Genomic DNA, 14,599 nt, shown 5'->3' with positions numbered 1-14,599 from the left:
TGCTCTCGGGAGCGAAAGGGGATGCGGGAGTTTCCAATCTTGACGGCGATCCTCATGACCCCCCTGGTCGGGGCCCTGCTGATCCTGGGTCTCCCACGGGAGCGAACGAGGGCCATCCGGTGGACGGCCCTCGGGTTCAGCCTGATCTCCCTAGGGCTGGCCCTGGTGGCCCTGGCCCGTTTGGATCTCTCCCATCCGGAGCCCCAGCTGGTGGAGCGCTGGGTCTGGGCACCCGCCATCGGCGCCTCTTACACGGTGGGCGTGGATGGGATCAGCCTGTGGCTGGTGCTGCTCACCGCCCTGATCTTCCCTCTGGCCCTGGCCGCCTCCTGGACGATCGAGGAGCGGGTGAAGGAATACATGGCGTTGATGCTCGCCCTGGAGACCGGGGTGCTGGGGGTGTTCCTGTCCCTGGACCTCTTGCTGTTTTACATCTTCTGGGAATTCACCCTGGTGCCCATGACGCTGCTCATCGGGATCTGGGGCGGCCCGCGGCGGGTGTATGCGGCGGTGAAGTTCTTCCTCTACACGATGGCCGGCTCGGTGTTCATGCTGGTGGCCATCGTGGCCCTCTGGCTCCTCTCCCGCCCGCTGACCGGGACGGGGACCTTCGATCCCCAATGGATGGCCGTGCGGCTTTCCCCGCTGCTCGCCCCGGAGGTCCAGCGCTGGCTCTTTCTGGCCTTCGGGCTGGCCTTCGCCATCAAGGTACCCATGTGGCCCTTCCATTCGTGGCTCCCGGACGCCCATGTGGAGGCCCCGACGGCCGGGTCGGTGATCTTGGCCGCCCTGTTGCTGAAGATGGGCGCCTACGGGTTCCTGCGGTGGAACTTCACGCTCTTCCCGGCCGCGGCTCAGGATCTCGCTCTCCCCATCGCCATCCTGGCGGTGGTGGCTATCCTCTACGGGGCCCTGGCCTCTTACGCCCAGGAGGACTTCAAGCGCCTGGTGGCCTTCTCCAGCGTCTCTCATATGGGGTTCGTGATGCTGGGGCTTTCCGCCCTGAACCCCCTGGGGGTGCAGGCGGCGCTGCTCCAGATGGTCAACCACGGTCTGAGCACCGGGGGGCTGTTCCTGCTGGTGGGGATGCTGTATGAGCGCACCCACACGCGGGACTTCCGGGAGCTGGGGGGGCTGTGGAAGGTGCTGCCGCTGTATGGTGGGATTCTGATGGTGGTGGGGTTCTCCTCCATGGGGCTGCCCGGCCTCAACGGCTTCGTGGGGGAGTTCCTGATCCTGCTGGGCGCTTTCGGATCCACGGCCCTGGGGACGGCAGCCCGCGCGCTGACGATCCTGGCGGCCTTCGGAGTGGTGCTGGCGGCGGTCTACATCCTGACGATGATCCTGCGGGTGTTGCATGGTCCGCTGCCGGAGCGCTGGCAGGGGCTGCCGGATCTCAGCGGGCGGGAGCTGGCGATCATGGCGCCGCTCCTGGCGTTGATTGTGTTCATTGGGCTTTATCCGCATCCCTTCTTCGCGGCGATGCAGGCTTCGGTGCAGCAGACGCTGGCCGCCCTGGCCGGGGCGGCGCTCGCGATGCGTTGAGATCCAGCGAGGGGACTGGGGATGGTGTGGACACCGCTGTGGCCGACGATCGTCCTGACGGCGGGGGCGCTGGGGTTGCTCCTCGTGGAAGCCTTCCGGCGTCCGGGATCGGCCCATGGGATGGCCTGGGGGGCCCTGGGGATCACCGGAGCGGGGCTGGGGGTCACCCTCGCCCTGGCCGGCGAGGGGCCCGTCGAGGGGTTCCATCGGATGGTCGTGTGGGATCGCCCGGCCTTCTGGTTCAGCCTGGCCGTTCTGCTCGGGACCGGGATGGCCATCCTGCTGTCGCGCCATTATTTAGTGGATCGGGGGCTGGAGCGCGGGGAGTATTACGCGCTCCTGTTGCTGGCCTCCGCCGGCATGCTGCTGATGGCGGTGGCCGGGGATCTGCTCATCGTGTTCCTGGCCTTGGAGTGGCTGTCGTTTCCCCTGTATGTGCTGACGGGCTTCGCCCGGCCCCGGGCCGAATCGGAGGAAGCGGCCCTCAAGTATTTCCTGCTGGGGGCCTTCGCCTCGGCCTTCCTGGTGTTCGGGATCGCCCTGATCTTTGCCGGGACGGGCGTGACGAACTTGCGGGACCTGGCCGCATGGCTGGAGCGGCCGGATCCCGCGGCCCGGCCCCTGGTCTGGATCGGCGGGGCGCTCCTGCTGGTGGCCCTCGGCTTCAAAGTGGCGGCGGTCCCTTTCCATCTGTGGACGCCGGATGTGTATGAGGGGGCGCCCACGCCGGTGACGGGGTTTATGGCTGCGGCGACCAAGACCGCGGCCGTCGCCGCCCTGGCCCGGGTGCTCCTTACAGGTCTGGCGCCGGCAGCGGCTCTCTGGGCGGGGCCGCTGGCGTGGATGGCTGCGGCGACCATGCTGGTGGGCAACATCGTTGCCCTCATGCAATCCGACTTCAAGCGGATGATGGCCTATTCCAGCATCGCCCATGCCGGGTATCTGCTCCTGGGCCTGCTGGGGGAGCCGTCGCTGGCGCTGCCGGGCGTGGTGTTCTACCTGCTGGCTTACGCCTTCGCCACCCTGGGGGCCTTCGCGGTGGCGGTGAGCATGGCAGGCCCCGAGGGGGAGGATCACTCCTTTGAGGCCTACGCGGGGGTGGCCCGCCGCGCCCCGGGGATGGGAGCGGCCATGGCGCTTTTCATGCTCTCCCTCATCGGGGTGCCGCCGACGGCGGGCTTTTTCGCCAAACTGCTGCTGTTCGCGGCGGCCTGGCAGGCCGGGTGGACGGCCCTGGTCCTCATCGGGGTGATCACCACGGTGATCTCCGCGTATTTCTACCTGCGGGTGGTGGTGGCCATGTGGATGGGCCGGCCGGAGCCCCTTCGTCTCCCGGCTCGCTATCCCTGGGTGCGCGCCTCCGTGCTGATCTCTGGCCTGGGCACGCTCCTCCTAGGCTTCCTCTGGTTCCTGTTGGGAGGGGTGACCCTCTGAACGTTCCTGACCCCTCTGGTGGGACGCGCCGGATGAATCCGGCCTCGGAAGGCCTGCGGCCAGCGGTCGACCTGCACCGACCGAGAAGGGGTTCTTTGCGTCGGCGAAGGCCGACGCTTGGCGCGAAGCGCCTGTGGAGGCCGATTTCAATCGGCGTGAAGGCCTGCGGCCGACGGTCGGCGCAGGCCGACCGAAAAAGGCATTCTTTGCGTCTGTGTCGGCGGAGGCCGACGCCTGGCGCGAAGCGCCGATGAAGGCCGATTTCAATCGGCGCAAAGGCCGGCACGGGGCGTCTATGGGGGGCCGAGTTCCCATCGGTGCGATCGCCATCCCGGCGAGCCTCCCCGATGAAGGCGCATAGACCCATCCGTGCCTCGATGCATGGGCGGCGGCGCGAACCCGTAGATCGATCCGCGCTTGTGTTATAATCTTCCTCTGGGTTGGCGAGGGGGATCTTTGCTCCGGAACTCTTGAGCGGGAAAGATCACAGAATGTTTGAGGGGCTGACCCAGAAATTCCAGCAGATCTTCGACCGCCTGGGGCGGCGGGGGGTGCTCACCGAGGCCGACGTGGACGCGGCGCTGCGGGAGATCCGCCTGGCCCTCCTGGAGGCCGATGTCCATTACACCGTGGTCCGCGACTTCCTGGCGCGGGTCCGAGAGCGGGCGGTGGGGGCCGAGGTGTTGCGGAGCCTCACCCCAGCCCAGCAGGTGGTCAAGATCGTCTACGAGGAACTGGTGAAAACCCTGGGCAGCCCGGCCCCCCTCCATCTCGCGGGCTCCCCGCCCCACGGGGTGATGCTGGTCGGGTTGCAGGGATCGGGCAAGACCACTACGGCGGCGAAGCTGGCCCTGCGCATGCGGAAGGCCGGCCAGCGCCCCCTGCTGGTGGCGGCCGACGTCTACCGCCCGGCGGCCATCGATCAGCTGGAGCTCCTGGGCAAGCAGCTGAACATCCCGGTCTACCGGGAAGGGCCGGAGGCGAACCCGGTGGACATCGCCCGCCGCGCCATGCGGTTCGCCCGGGATCACGGACACACCCTGGTGATCCTGGACACAGCGGGTCGGCTGCACATCGATGAGGAGATGATGGCGGAGCTGGAGGCCATCCGGGCGGCCATCCGGCCGGAGGAGATCCTGCTGGTGGTCGACGCGATGACCGGTCAGGATGCCGTCCGGGCGGCGGAGGCTTTTCATCGGCGGCTGAGCTTGACCGGCCTCATCCTCACCAAGCTGGATGGGGATGCGCGGGGCGGGGCGGCCATCAGCATCCGCGCGGTGACCGGGGTCCCCATCAAGTTCATCGGGGTGGGGGAGAAGCCGGATCAGCTGGAGCCGTTCCAGCCGGAGCGGCTGGCCTCCCGGATCCTGGGCATGGGGGATGTGCTCGCGTTGATCGAGCGGGCCCAGGAGGCGGTGGAGGCGGAGAAGGCGGCTGAGATGGCCCGCAAGCTAAGCCGGGCTGAGTTCACCCTGGAGGATTTCCGGGAACAGCTGCGGATGTTGCGGAAGATGGGGCCGCTCTCCCAGCTGCTGGAGCTGCTGCCCGGCTACGGTCAGATGGCCCGCATGCTCTCGCCGGAGGAGGCGGATCGACAGTTCAAACGTATCGAGGCCATCATTAACTCGATGACGCCGGAGGAACGGCGCAACCCGGAGATCCTGAACGCCAGCCGCAAGCGGCGGATCGCCCGGGGCAGCGGGACCACCGTGCAGGAGGTCAACCAGCTGCTCAACGAGTTCCGCCAGCTCCAGCGCCTGATGAAGCAGATGAAAGCCGGCCGCGGCGGCTTCCCTTTCCCGTTTTTCCGTTGAGGCCCGGGCGCAACCAGCTGTGTCCCTGACATCCTGGCTCAGGAACGGGACGACCCCAGGGTTGTCCCGATGAAAACTTCATCCCTCGAGAGGTGGAGATGGTTCGGATCCGATTGCAACGCATGGGGAAGAAGCATGAACCCACTTATCGGATCGTCGTGGCGGATTCGCGGGCGCCGCGGGATGGGAAGTTCATCGAGATCATCGGGCATTACAATCCCCGCACGGAGCCGGAGACCATCGTGGTGAACGAGGCCCGTGCCCTCTACTGGTTGCGGGTAGGCGCCCAGCCCACGGAGGCGGTGCGGATCCTGTTCCGCAAGACGGGGACGCTGGCCCGCTTTGAGCGGCTGAAGGCCGGCGAGCCGCTGGAGGCGCTGGTCGCGGAGGCCACAGCCCTGGAGGCCGGCACCCGCACCTCCACCCGCTGAGAGGCTGCGATGCGGGCCTTCCTGGAGTTCATCGTCCGGGCCCTGCTGGACGATCCCTCCGCGGTGCAGATCCGAGAGCTGCGCCGGGGGCCGGTGATCCGTTACATTCTGAAGGCGCCGCCTGGCGAGATGGGACGCCTGATCGGCCGGGAGGGGCATCTGGCGGAGGCCATCCGTCAGGTCATGCGGGCCGCAGCCCCTCCGCATCGGAAGGTGGATCTGCGAATCGAGCCTCTGGAGTGAACAGCCGGCCCGGGGTTGTCCGCGATGCGGAAGCCGCTCCCCCGTTTCCTCGCCGTGGCCCGGATCGCCCGCCCCTGGGGGGTCCGGGGCGAGATGAAGCTGGAGATCCTCACGGATTTCCCCGAGCAGCTGAAGCGGCTCAAGCGGGTCTACATCGGGGAAGAGGCCATCCCCTACGAGGGGGTTCGCTTCCGGTATTACAAGGGGATGGTCCTCATGCGGTTGCCCGGATGCGAGACGCGGGAGGCGGCGGAGGCGTTGCGGGGGCGTCTGGTGCTGATCGACCGGGAAGAGGCTGTCCCGCTCCCGCCGGGGGAATTCTATGAGCACGAGATCCTGGACATGGACGTCTACACCACCGAAGGGGTATACCTGGGGCGCGTGAAGGAGATCCTCTACACCCGAGCCAACGACGTGTATGTCGTCCTGGGCCCCTTCGGGGAGGTCCTCATTCCGGCCATCCGGGATGTGGTCCGGGAGATCGACGTCGAAGCCAATCGGATGGTGATCTGGCCCATGCCCGGACTCCTCGATGAGGCGGAGGAGGCGTGAGGCCGGGCCTCCGGTCCTTCCTTTCCAGAGATTAAGCGAGCCAGGATTTCGGGGTTCCGCTGGCTAACCTTGCTCAAACTCCGTGCCTTATGTCATACTGGAAGCTGATGATGGATGGAGTGTTTCCCGGGACCCTTCGATCTCTGCGCGGGGAGGGCGCGGATGGCGGAGACGATCCTGGTGGTGGAGGATGAGGTCGAGCTGGCGGAACTCATCCGTCGTTTCCTGGAGCGGCGGGGCTTCCAGGTGATCTTGGCCTTCAACGGCACGGAGGGCTGGCAGAAGTTCCAGGAGCACCAGCCGGACCTGGTGATCCTGGACCTTATGCTTCCCGATATCGATGGGCTGGAGGTCTGCCGGCAGATCCGGGCGGTCTCCACGGTGCCCATCCTGATCCTGACCGCCCGCGCCGCTGTGGAGGAACGGGTGGAGGGGTTGAAGCTGGGCGCCGATGACTACATTGTCAAGCCTTTCTCGATGGAGGAGCTCCTGGCCCGCATCGATGCCCACCTGCGCCGGGTTCGCCTGCCGCCGCCCGGTAAACGGATCTACTGGCGGTTTGGGGAGGGCGCCCTGCTCATCGATCCCCAGTATCCCCGGGTGATCCTGCATGGGGAGGAGCGGCTGTTGACCGAGACGGAACACCGTCTGCTGTGCTACTTAGCGGAGCGGGCGGGGCAAACCCTCAGCCCCGAGGAGATCGCCCGGAACGTCTGGCCCGATGGCAGCGTGGATCCCCAGAACGTCAAATGGTATATCTGGCGCCTCCGCCAGCGGATCGAGCCGGACCCTGATCAGCCGCGCTTTTTGCTGACGGAGCGCGGCCACGGTTACCGGTTCGCCCTCGGATGACGGAACGCTGGCCTCACCGGGAGCCTGAGCCGCACAGCGGGTTGGTGGTCCCTCCAGGGGGCAGTTGCGCGCTGGAGGGGATGAGCATCCGGGAGGTAGATAGGGAAGCCTGGATGGCCTTCCTGGAAGCCCATCCGGAGGCGCACATCCTCCAGACCGCCCCCTGGGCCGCGTTGAAGGCGGGCTTCGGCTGGCAGGCCCGCCGGTGGCTGGTGATCGAGGACGGCTTCCCCCGCGCCGGCCTGCAGGTTCTGATCCGCTCCCTCCCCCTGGGCTTTTCCATCCTCTACGTTCCGAAAGGGCCGGTGGGGGACTGGCAACGCCCGGAGGTCTTCCGCTGCTTGCAGAGCGCCCTGGACCACCTGGCCCGGGAGGTCCGGGCCCTCTACCTGCGCCTGGAGCCCGACGCGGCCGAGGGGGAGCTCACCCTGGACCTTCTCGCCTTCGGATTCCAGCCTGCCCCGCCGGTGCAGCCCCGGCGGACCATCCTCGTCTCCCTCGAGGGAGAGGAGGAGGCCCTGCTGCAGCGGATGCATCCCAAGACCCGCTATAACATCCGCCTGGCCGAGCGCAAGGGCGTGAGGGTGCGGGAGGCTGGGCCGGAGGATCTCCCCCGGTTTTACGAGCTGCTTCGGCGGACAGCGGAGCGGGATCGCTTCGCCATCCACACCTTCGCGTATTATCGCGCCGCCTACGAACGCTTCGTCCCTCATCTGGCCCGCCTCTGGCTGGCTTACTATGAGGAGGAGCCTCTGGCTGGGCTGATGGCCTTCGCCTGGGGAGAGCGAGCCTGGTATTTCTACGGCGCCTCGGGAGACCGCCACCGGGAGAAGATGCCCACCTACGCCCTTCAGTGGACGGCGATGCGCTGGGCGAAGGCGCGGGGATGCCGCCTGTATGACCTGTGGGGGATCCCGGATGAGGAGCCGGAGATCCTGGAGGCTCAGTTTATGGCCCGCCGGGATGGGCTGTGGGGCGTGTATCGCTTCAAGCGGGGGTTCGGCGGCCGCATCGTCCGCTGGGCGGGCGCCTTCGATCGCGTCTATCGCCCCCGGCTCTACCGCTTGCTTCGGAGGCTGATCCGGGCATGATCCGCTCCCTCCCGATCGAGGATTCACGGGCCTGGGATCAAGCGCTGCTCCAATTGCCTTTCCCCCATATCCTCCAGAGCTGGACGTGGGGGGCCTTCAAGGCCCTTTATGGCTGGCGGCCCATGCGCTGGCTCTGGGTGGACGCGGGCGGACGGGTGCGGGCGGCCGCCCAGGTTCTGTGCCGGGAGGACCGCCTGGGCCTGTTCCGCCTGCTCTATATTCCCCGAGGGCCTCTGATGGATCCGGCCGATGAAGAAGCGGCGGAAGCCGTCCTCCGGGACCTGGAGGCGCTGGCCCGCCGGAGTCGGGGGATCCTCTTGCGGATCGACCCCGAGGTGGTGGAGGCGGAGGGCCCCGCGGAGGAGGGGCCGCGGGCTCCGGTGGCTGCCCCCTTGAAAACTATCCTTTTGCGTCGCAGGTGGCGGCCGGCCGCCGAGTCGGTGCAGTTCCCCGCCAGCCTGTGGCTGGACCTGGAGGCGGATGAGGAGACCTTGCTGCGCGGGATGCATCCCAAGACCCGCTACAACATCCGCCTGGCCGAGCGCAAGGGCGTGACGGTGCGGCCGGTGGGCCCGGAGGCCTTCGACCTGCTTTACGACCTCTACGCGGAGACGGCGCGGCGGGATCGCTTCGTGATCCGACCGCGGGCTTACTACCGGCAAGCCTGGGGGATGTTCTACGAGGCGGGTTGCGCCCGGCCGCTCCTGGCCGAGGTGGGCGGGGAGCCGGTGGCGATGGTGATCCTCTATCGCTTCGGGCCCATCGCCTGGTATTTCTACGGCGCCTCGCGGGACCGCCACCGGGACAAGATGCCGAACCACCGCCTGCAGTGGGAAGCCATCCGCTGGGCCCGCTCGGTCGGATGCCGCCGGTATGACTTCTGGGGAGCACCGGCCGAGCCCGTGGAGTCAGACCCCATGTGGGGAGTATATCGCTTCAAGCGGGGGTTCGGGGGACGCTATGTGCGCTTCATCGGGACCTGGGATTACCCCGTCCGGCCGCTTCTCTACCGGCTTTACACCGAGCTGATCCCCCGCTACCTGGCATGGTTGCGCCGCCGCTACTGGCGCCGGATAGAAGGGGGAGGCCCTACGTAGGGCAACTGCGAGCGGTCGCCCTACATGTCATGTGGCCGAATCATGTGGCCGAAAGCAATCACCTGCCCGGGAAACCCGGAAGGCCCCGAGAGCAGAGCCGGCGGGCTCCCGAAGGGCCCGCCGGCTCCGAGAGGAACTGGGCCACATCGACGCGGGTTTTCTCATTTCAGCTCGAAGGTCCCGCCGGGCTCCAGCACCACCACCTTGAGGCCCTTCACCGCCGCCTTCGCCTTCCGGGCCCAGGCATGGGGGTCCTGCTGGATCAGCTCCCAGGTGTTGTAGTGCATGGGGATGACCACCTTCGGCTTCAGCAGGCGGACGGCCTGGAGGGCGTCGGCGGGCCCCATGGTGAAGTTGTCCCCGATGGGCAGCAGGGCCAGGTCCAGCTTCTCCGCGCCGATCAGCTTCATATCCCCGAAGAGCCCGGTGTCGCCGGCATGGTAGATGCGGTGCTTGCCCAGATACAGGAGGACGCCCGCCGGGTTCCCCCCATAGGCGCCATCCGGAAGGACGGAGCCGTGGAGGGCGGGGGTCAGCTTGACGCGGCCGAAGTCGAAATCCCGGCCTCCGCCGATGTGCAGCGCCCAGACGTTTTGCACCCCCTTGCTCTGGAACCACGAGGTGATCTCATAGTTGCTGATCACCAGCGCGCCGGTCCGCCGGGCGATGTCCACCGCGTCGCCCACGTGATCGGCGTGGCCGTGGGTGATGATGATGACATCGGCCTGCACCTCCTCGGCCTTCACCGGAGCCAGGGGGTTGCCGCTCAGGAAAGGATCGATGAGGATGCGCTTGCCATCGCTCTCCAGGAGGAACGCCGCGTGGCCATACCAGGTGACCCGAACGGCCATAGGAACCTCCTTTCCGCACACAGCGTATGGAAGGCTCGATTTCCCTCAACTATCCATGATACTATAGCGGTGCGCGTGCGGAGAAGGATCGTGCATAGAGGCGCCTCGGAAGCTGCTTCATCTCTCCCGGAGGAAAGGGATGCCCGACTGGATCCACTGGCAAATCGAGGGGATCGTTGCGCTGCAGGCGCTCCAGCCGCCCTGGGCCCTCCCGCTGTGGCGGGCGATCACCGGGCTGGGGGAGGAGCAGGCTTTCCTGCTTATCCTCGCCGCGTTGCTCTGGGGCTACCGGAAGCGGGAAGCGCTTTACGCCGCCACGGCATTGTTGCTGGGAGCCTATCTCACGTTCGTCCTCAAGGACCTCTTCGCCATGCCCCGGCCTTTCCAGGTCGCGCCCGACCGGGTGCAGGTGTGGCTGCCGGGCGGGGAGGCCCTGGGCTACGGGTTGCCCAGCGGGCACGCGCTGAACGCGGCGGCCATGTGGGGGACCCTGGCCGGGATGATCCGCAGCGGGCCCTTCACCTTCTTCGCGGTTCTCCTCATCCTGCTCGTCGGCCTCTCCCGCATCGTCCTGGGCGTGCACTTCCCGCACGATGTGGTGGCCGGCTGGGCCGTCGGGGCTCTGGTGGCGCTGGCAACCCTGCGTCTGTTCCCCGGGCTGGTTCGGCGCCTTCCTCATTCCGCCCTTTCGAAAGCGACCCTGGCTGCTGGGGCGGTCCTGGCGTTGTTCCTCCTCCACCCCACCCGGGAGACCGCCGTGCCGCTGGGCGCCTGGCTGGGGATGGCCTGGGGGGTCCTCGTGGAATCCCAGACCTCTGGGGGATTGGATCCCGGAGGAGCGTGGATGCAGCGCGGCATCCGGCTCGCGCTCGGCCTGGTCAGCCTGGGAGCGGTTTATGTTCTTCTGGGGATGGCCTTCACCGGCCTCTTCGGGGAGGCCGCCGGGATGCCCGGGCTCCGGTTATTCCGCTACCTCCTGGTTGGCCTCTACGTGACCGCCGGGGCGCCCCTCCTGTTCCTCCGGCTGGGGCTGGCCCGCTCGCAGAGGACGATAGAGGTCCCCCCGACGGATCCCTCCCCACGGGATCTCTAAGATCACAGTGGTCCCCAGGCCGGGCTGGCTCTGGATCTCCAGACGCCCGTTCAGGAGGTGCGCGCGCTCTTCCATGTTGCGCAGGCCGAAGCCGGGCTGGGCCTCCGGCCCGAAGCCCCGACCATCGTCAGCGATGCGGATCTGCAGGCGCCCGTCCTTCAGCGCCGCGGCGATGCGGACGCGGCGGGCGCGGGCGTGGCGAACCACGTTGCTCAGGGCCTCGGAGACGATGGCCAGGATGTGGCGGAGCTGGGTCGGAGGGAGCTGGGCGTCGGCCGGGATCTGCCAGTCGGTCTCCACGTCCATCAGGGCGGGGAGCCCGTATTCGCGGATCAGCCGCTCCATCCCATCCACCAGGCTGGCCATGGCCGGACGGGCCTGCCATTCCTGCAGGATCTCCCGCAGGCTCTGCACCGCCTGGTCCAGCATGCGGATGACCGGGTCGAGGGTGGCAGCCTGGGCGGGCTCCATCTGGGTCTGGAGGTTGCGGAGCAGGAGCCCGGCGCCGTAGATCATCTGGAGGGTGCGGTCGTGCAGCTCCCGGCTCATCCGTTCCCGCTCGCTGGCCAGGATCTGAGCTTCCTCCAGGCTGCCCAGCCGGCTGCTCAGCTCGATCTCGAAGATCTCCAGAGCCCGCAGCATCCCTCCGACCAGCACGATGCCGGCCAGGCTGCGCAGCAGGAACACCGGGACTCCGAGGAAACGCTCCAGCGTCGCTTCGCTCAGCGGAGGGAAAATCTCCGCCGGTCCGATCAGCCCGGCCAGGACGCTGTAGGCGGCGATGGCGAGGCCGGCCATGCGCAGCATGCTGATGATATGGGGACGGGCCAGGGGAACGAGCAGGTGGAAGGTGTGGCGGCGCAGGGCGTAAGCGGTGAGCATCCCGCCGGGGAAGCCCAGGAGGAGCCGGGCGGCGGCCTCAATATCCATCCGCCAGGCGGGCAGGGGCTGAGGGAGGAGGCTGAGAAGCAGGGTCACGCTTCCCCAGGTCAGGAACAGGCCCCACCCGAGGGAGCGCAGCCATCGCCAGCGGGGGCCCAGCGGGGCCACAATGTCCGCCCCGAACTCGAACAAGCACAGGAAGGCCAAGGCGAGGACCATCGTCCGGGTGAGGGCCAGAAGCTCCCCCGACGGGGCAAGGTCGGGCGAGGAGAAAACCCCGCTCCACTCGTAAAGAGCGTGAAGGAGGCCAAACCCCGCCAGCCAGGGGAGGCTGCGGGCCAGACGGAGCCGGCTCTGGCCTCGGGACTGCAGAAGGAGGATCAGCCCCAGCGTGTAGTAGACCAGTCCGGCGAAGAAGCGCAGCGCCGTCCCGGAATCCGCGTTCAGCGCGCCCTCCTTGGCTTCCCGCGTGCGATTCCTTCCTATTTTGCCATCCCCCGTGGCGAAGCGACTACCAGGGAAGACGGTTCCGGAAGATCCAGTCGTAATCCCACCGGTAGCCCTCCAGAGGGATCCGGAAGGCGAAGAGGGGGAAGAGACCCCCACCCTCCCAGAAAACCTGATAACGCCCCGGGGGGAGCGGCTCCCGCCATTCCCAGATCTCCGCGGCCTCCTCGCCGGCAATCCGCGATCCCGGAAACCATCCCTCCGGGGGATCCAGGGGCCGCATCGTTCCGTCCGGACCCCGGATCCAGAGGCGATGGGTGTCATCCGGGAGCGGGCGGTCCGTCTGCCAGAGGAGATGCACCCGCCACCGTGGGGTCCCATCGATGGTCGTCCGCCATGCCCCCTGCGGCCGGACGGTGATCCCGCCCGGCAGGGGAACACCGGGGACGCGGGCGTTCCCGAGGCGGGGGCGGATCTCCGCTTCCCCGATCTGCCAGGCCTCCGCGCCCTCCGCCGTGCGCAGGCGCCGCCAGCCGGAGTCCAGGCGCTCGTAAAGCCCCACCATCAGGCGATAGCGGCCGGCCGGCAGGAACGGCGGGGCCGCGAGGGCCAGGGTCTGGGTGACGATCTGCCCGGGCTGCCATTCGGAGGTGGAGGGATCCGGCTCTCGATCGACGCCGGCCCGGTAGCGCCCCTGCTCATCCCATAGATGAAGGAAGACCACGTAACGCCCTTCAGGGATGCGCTCCGCTCGCCAGCGCAGCCCCACCCGGATGCTCCCGCCCGGGTCCGTGACCGGGTCCAGCCAGGCCACCGCTTCCAGGACGATCCCCTGCTCGAAACGAACCCCGGCCGGCCGCCACGGCGCGGGCTCCTCCCATGGGACGAAACGGAAGACCTCCGCCATTGGATACCAAGTGTGGATGTCAAAGGGCCCCTCCCGAGCGAGGGCCTCGATGACCGGCCGATAGAGGTCCTGGAAGAAGGTGACGCCCACCACCCAGGTGCGCGTCGGAAGCGCAGAGCCCGCCGGAGGGATCGCCTCCAGCGGGAGCAGACGCGGACGGGTCTCCGGGTAGAACAGGGCCATCTCCGCCTGGTTCCAGTAGCCGTGGAAGGCGATCCGGTCCGTCGGATGGGCCGTTTCGAAGAGGGTGGCGTAGAGCTCCCGCTGGGCCTCGGCGTAGATCGGTGCGTTGGCGTAAACCGCCCATGTCCGTCCGATCCCGTAGAGCCCCAGGCTCAGCAGCAGGAGCCACAGCGCGCGCCGCCGCGCCGCCCCACCGGCGGCCAGGGCCCAGGCGTAAAGCGGGAGGAGGGGGGCGAAATAGCGGGCCGCGTAGAAAGGGAAGCGCAGGGTGAGGAGGAGCCCCAGGCCCACGGGCAGCGCCATCGCGGCCCAGAGGCGTCGGGCCCGCCATGAGGCCAGGATCCCCAGGGCGACGGCAAGGGCCCCCAGCATCCCCAGCCGCCCGTCCGCCCCGATCCCGATCCCCAGGGCGCCCATCAGGTTGGCCAGGACCTCCGGGGGGGTGGGACGAACCGGGATGCGGGACAGGGTGCGGACGGTGTGAGCCATGGAGGGGCCGAGGGCCCAGAGGGACCACCCGGCGATGGGGAGGAGGGCCAGGGCCATCCGGCCCAGCTCTCGGAGCCGGGGGCGCCATCCCGGGATCAGCAGGCGCTGGGCCGGGAGGAAAAGGAGGCCGTAAAAGTGGGTGAGGGTCAGGGCCCAGGCGCTGAGCAGCCAGCTGCCATCGCGCCGGCGGAGGGCCTGCCGGAACCCCAGGGCGGCGGCGGCGATGGCCATCGGATACATCCGGCCCAGGGTGGCCAGGGCGAAGAACAGCGGGTTGAAGGCCATCAGGAGCATCGCCCCTGCGGCGGCCCGACGCCCGGCGGCCTCCGCCACCAGGCGGTAGGTGAGGGCCAGCGCCAGCAATGCGAAGAACGGCGATGCGAACTTGAGGGCGAACGGATGCGGGACCAAGCGGAGCCACCCCCAGAGCACGAGGTAATAGAGCGGCGGATGGCTGTCCCGGGCCACGGCGGCCAGGGTGCCCGGGAGATCGTAGATCAGCACAATGGCCCCATGGGCTTCATCGTTGTGGACAAAGGACGCAGGCAGCCCGAGCAGGTAGAAGGTGAAGGCGATCAGGAGGGTCCCCAGCGGAGCCCCCAGGGCGCAACATCGCTTCCCTGGGGCCTGGCTATGGCTTATGATCCGAGGCGGTGAGTGTTCGCGCATAGGTGCTTCGGTGTAGCTC

The 14,599-nt window shown here is 68.2% G+C and carries 12 protein-coding genes and 1 pseudogene; 10 read left to right on the top strand and 3 right to left on the bottom strand.

Annotated features, from left to right (window positions below; genetic code table 11):
- Positions 1–21 precede the first annotated feature (21 nt).
- From CFB18_RS08125 to CFB18_RS08085, 9 genes are all read left to right on the top strand, one after another.
- The gene (locus CFB18_RS08125; protein WP_088571311.1) at positions 22–1,545 is read left to right on the top strand and encodes a complex I subunit 4 family protein; all 1,524 of its coding nucleotides are present in this window, start codon (positions 22–24) and stop codon (positions 1,543–1,545) included.
- A gap of 21 nt (positions 1,546–1,566) precedes the next feature.
- The gene (locus CFB18_RS08120; protein WP_088571310.1) at positions 1,567–2,979 is read left to right on the top strand and encodes an NADH-quinone oxidoreductase subunit N; all 1,413 of its coding nucleotides are present in this window, start codon (positions 1,567–1,569) and stop codon (positions 2,977–2,979) included.
- Between the two features lie 491 nt (positions 2,980–3,470).
- Positions 3,471–4,793 carry a signal recognition particle protein gene (gene ffh, locus CFB18_RS08115; RefSeq protein ID WP_088571309.1) on the top strand — a complete coding sequence of 441 codons (1,323 nt, stop codon included), beginning with the start codon at positions 3,471–3,473 and terminating at the stop codon, positions 4,791–4,793.
- Positions 4,794–4,891: 98 nt separating this feature from the next.
- Positions 4,892–5,224 carry a 30S ribosomal protein S16 gene (gene rpsP, locus CFB18_RS08110; protein ID WP_088571308.1) on the top strand — a complete coding sequence of 111 codons (333 nt, stop codon included), beginning with the start codon at positions 4,892–4,894 and terminating at the stop codon, positions 5,222–5,224.
- Between the two features lie 9 nt (positions 5,225–5,233).
- On the top strand, positions 5,234–5,467 hold the full coding sequence (locus CFB18_RS08105; protein WP_088571307.1) for a KH domain-containing protein: 234 nt from the start codon (positions 5,234–5,236) through the stop codon (positions 5,465–5,467).
- 24 nt (positions 5,468–5,491) lie between these two features.
- On the top strand, positions 5,492–6,019 hold the full coding sequence (gene rimM / locus CFB18_RS08100; RefSeq protein WP_088571306.1) for a ribosome maturation factor RimM: 528 nt from the start codon (positions 5,492–5,494) through the stop codon (positions 6,017–6,019).
- Between the two features lie 162 nt (positions 6,020–6,181).
- Complete coding sequence (locus CFB18_RS08095) at positions 6,182–6,871, top strand: response regulator transcription factor (protein ID WP_088571305.1); 690 nt, start codon at positions 6,182–6,184, stop codon at positions 6,869–6,871.
- 80 nt (positions 6,872–6,951) lie between these two features.
- Positions 6,952–7,962, top strand: a complete 1,011-nt coding sequence (locus tag CFB18_RS08090) for a lipid II:glycine glycyltransferase FemX (RefSeq protein WP_159461647.1) — start codon at positions 6,952–6,954, stop codon at positions 7,960–7,962.
- Entirely contained in the window at positions 7,959–9,059 is a 1,101-nt protein-coding gene (locus tag CFB18_RS08085; RefSeq protein WP_088571303.1) for a lipid II:glycine glycyltransferase FemX, read from the top strand. The genes CFB18_RS08090 and CFB18_RS08085 overlap by 4 nt, the downstream gene beginning before the upstream one ends.
- 161 nt (positions 9,060–9,220) lie before the next feature.
- Here CFB18_RS08085 and CFB18_RS08080 read toward each other — a convergent pair whose 3' ends face one another.
- The gene (locus tag CFB18_RS08080) at positions 9,221–9,910 is read right to left on the bottom strand and encodes a metal-dependent hydrolase (protein ID WP_088571302.1); all 690 of its coding nucleotides are present in this window, start codon (positions 9,908–9,910) and stop codon (positions 9,221–9,223) included.
- 139 nt (positions 9,911–10,049) lie between these two features.
- On the opposite strand from CFB18_RS08080, the gene CFB18_RS15980 reads away from it, so the two are divergent.
- On the top strand, positions 10,050–11,003 hold the full coding sequence (locus CFB18_RS15980; protein WP_088571301.1) for a phosphatase PAP2 family protein: 954 nt from the start codon (positions 10,050–10,052) through the stop codon (positions 11,001–11,003).
- 24 nt (positions 11,004–11,027) lie between these two features.
- Here the strand turns inward: CFB18_RS15980 and CFB18_RS15975 are convergent.
- Positions 11,028–11,552: pseudogene (locus CFB18_RS15975) on the bottom strand (sensor histidine kinase); the annotation flags it as partial.
- 844 nt (positions 11,553–12,396) lie between these two features.
- Positions 12,397–14,580 carry a glycosyltransferase family protein gene (locus tag CFB18_RS08065; RefSeq protein WP_088571300.1) on the bottom strand — a complete coding sequence of 728 codons (2,184 nt, stop codon included), beginning with the start codon at positions 14,578–14,580 and terminating at the stop codon, positions 12,397–12,399.
- Between the last annotated feature and the right edge of the window lie 19 nt (positions 14,581–14,599).

The organism is Thermoflexus hugenholtzii JAD2 (assembly GCF_900187885.1).
GTDB classification, from domain to species: domain Bacteria; phylum Chloroflexota; class Anaerolineae; order Thermoflexales; family Thermoflexaceae; genus Thermoflexus; species Thermoflexus hugenholtzii.
The sequence above is the reverse complement of the archived record's forward strand: the minus strand, read 5'-3'. Positions and strand labels throughout refer to the sequence as shown.

Bases quoted from the DNA above. Each gene is read 5' to 3' on its own strand.
- CFB18_RS08090 (WP_159461647.1), top strand. From the start codon at position 6,952: ATGAGCATCCGGGAGGTAGATAGGGAAGCCTGGATGGCCTTCCTGGAA.
- CFB18_RS08085 (WP_088571303.1), top strand. From the start codon at position 7,959: ATGATCCGCTCCCTCCCGATCGAGGATTCACGGGCCTGGGATCAAGCG.
- CFB18_RS08125 (WP_088571311.1), top strand. From the start codon at position 22: ATGCGGGAGTTTCCAATCTTGACGGCGATCCTCATGACCCCCCTGGTC.
- ffh (WP_088571309.1), top strand. From the start codon at position 3,471: ATGTTTGAGGGGCTGACCCAGAAATTCCAGCAGATCTTCGACCGCCTG.
- rimM (WP_088571306.1), top strand. From the start codon at position 5,492: ATGCGGAAGCCGCTCCCCCGTTTCCTCGCCGTGGCCCGGATCGCCCGC.
- CFB18_RS08080 (WP_088571302.1), bottom strand. From the start codon at position 9,910: ATGGCCGTTCGGGTCACCTGGTATGGCCACGCGGCGTTCCTCCTGGAG.
- CFB18_RS15980 (WP_088571301.1), top strand. From the start codon at position 10,050: ATGCCCGACTGGATCCACTGGCAAATCGAGGGGATCGTTGCGCTGCAG.
- CFB18_RS08105 (WP_088571307.1), top strand. From the start codon at position 5,234: ATGCGGGCCTTCCTGGAGTTCATCGTCCGGGCCCTGCTGGACGATCCC.
- CFB18_RS08120 (WP_088571310.1), top strand. From the start codon at position 1,567: ATGGTGTGGACACCGCTGTGGCCGACGATCGTCCTGACGGCGGGGGCG.
- CFB18_RS08095 (WP_088571305.1), top strand. From the start codon at position 6,182: ATGGCGGAGACGATCCTGGTGGTGGAGGATGAGGTCGAGCTGGCGGAA.
- rpsP (WP_088571308.1), top strand. From the start codon at position 4,892: ATGGTTCGGATCCGATTGCAACGCATGGGGAAGAAGCATGAACCCACT.
- CFB18_RS08065 (WP_088571300.1), bottom strand. From the start codon at position 14,580: ATGCGCGAACACTCACCGCCTCGGATCATAAGCCATAGCCAGGCCCCA.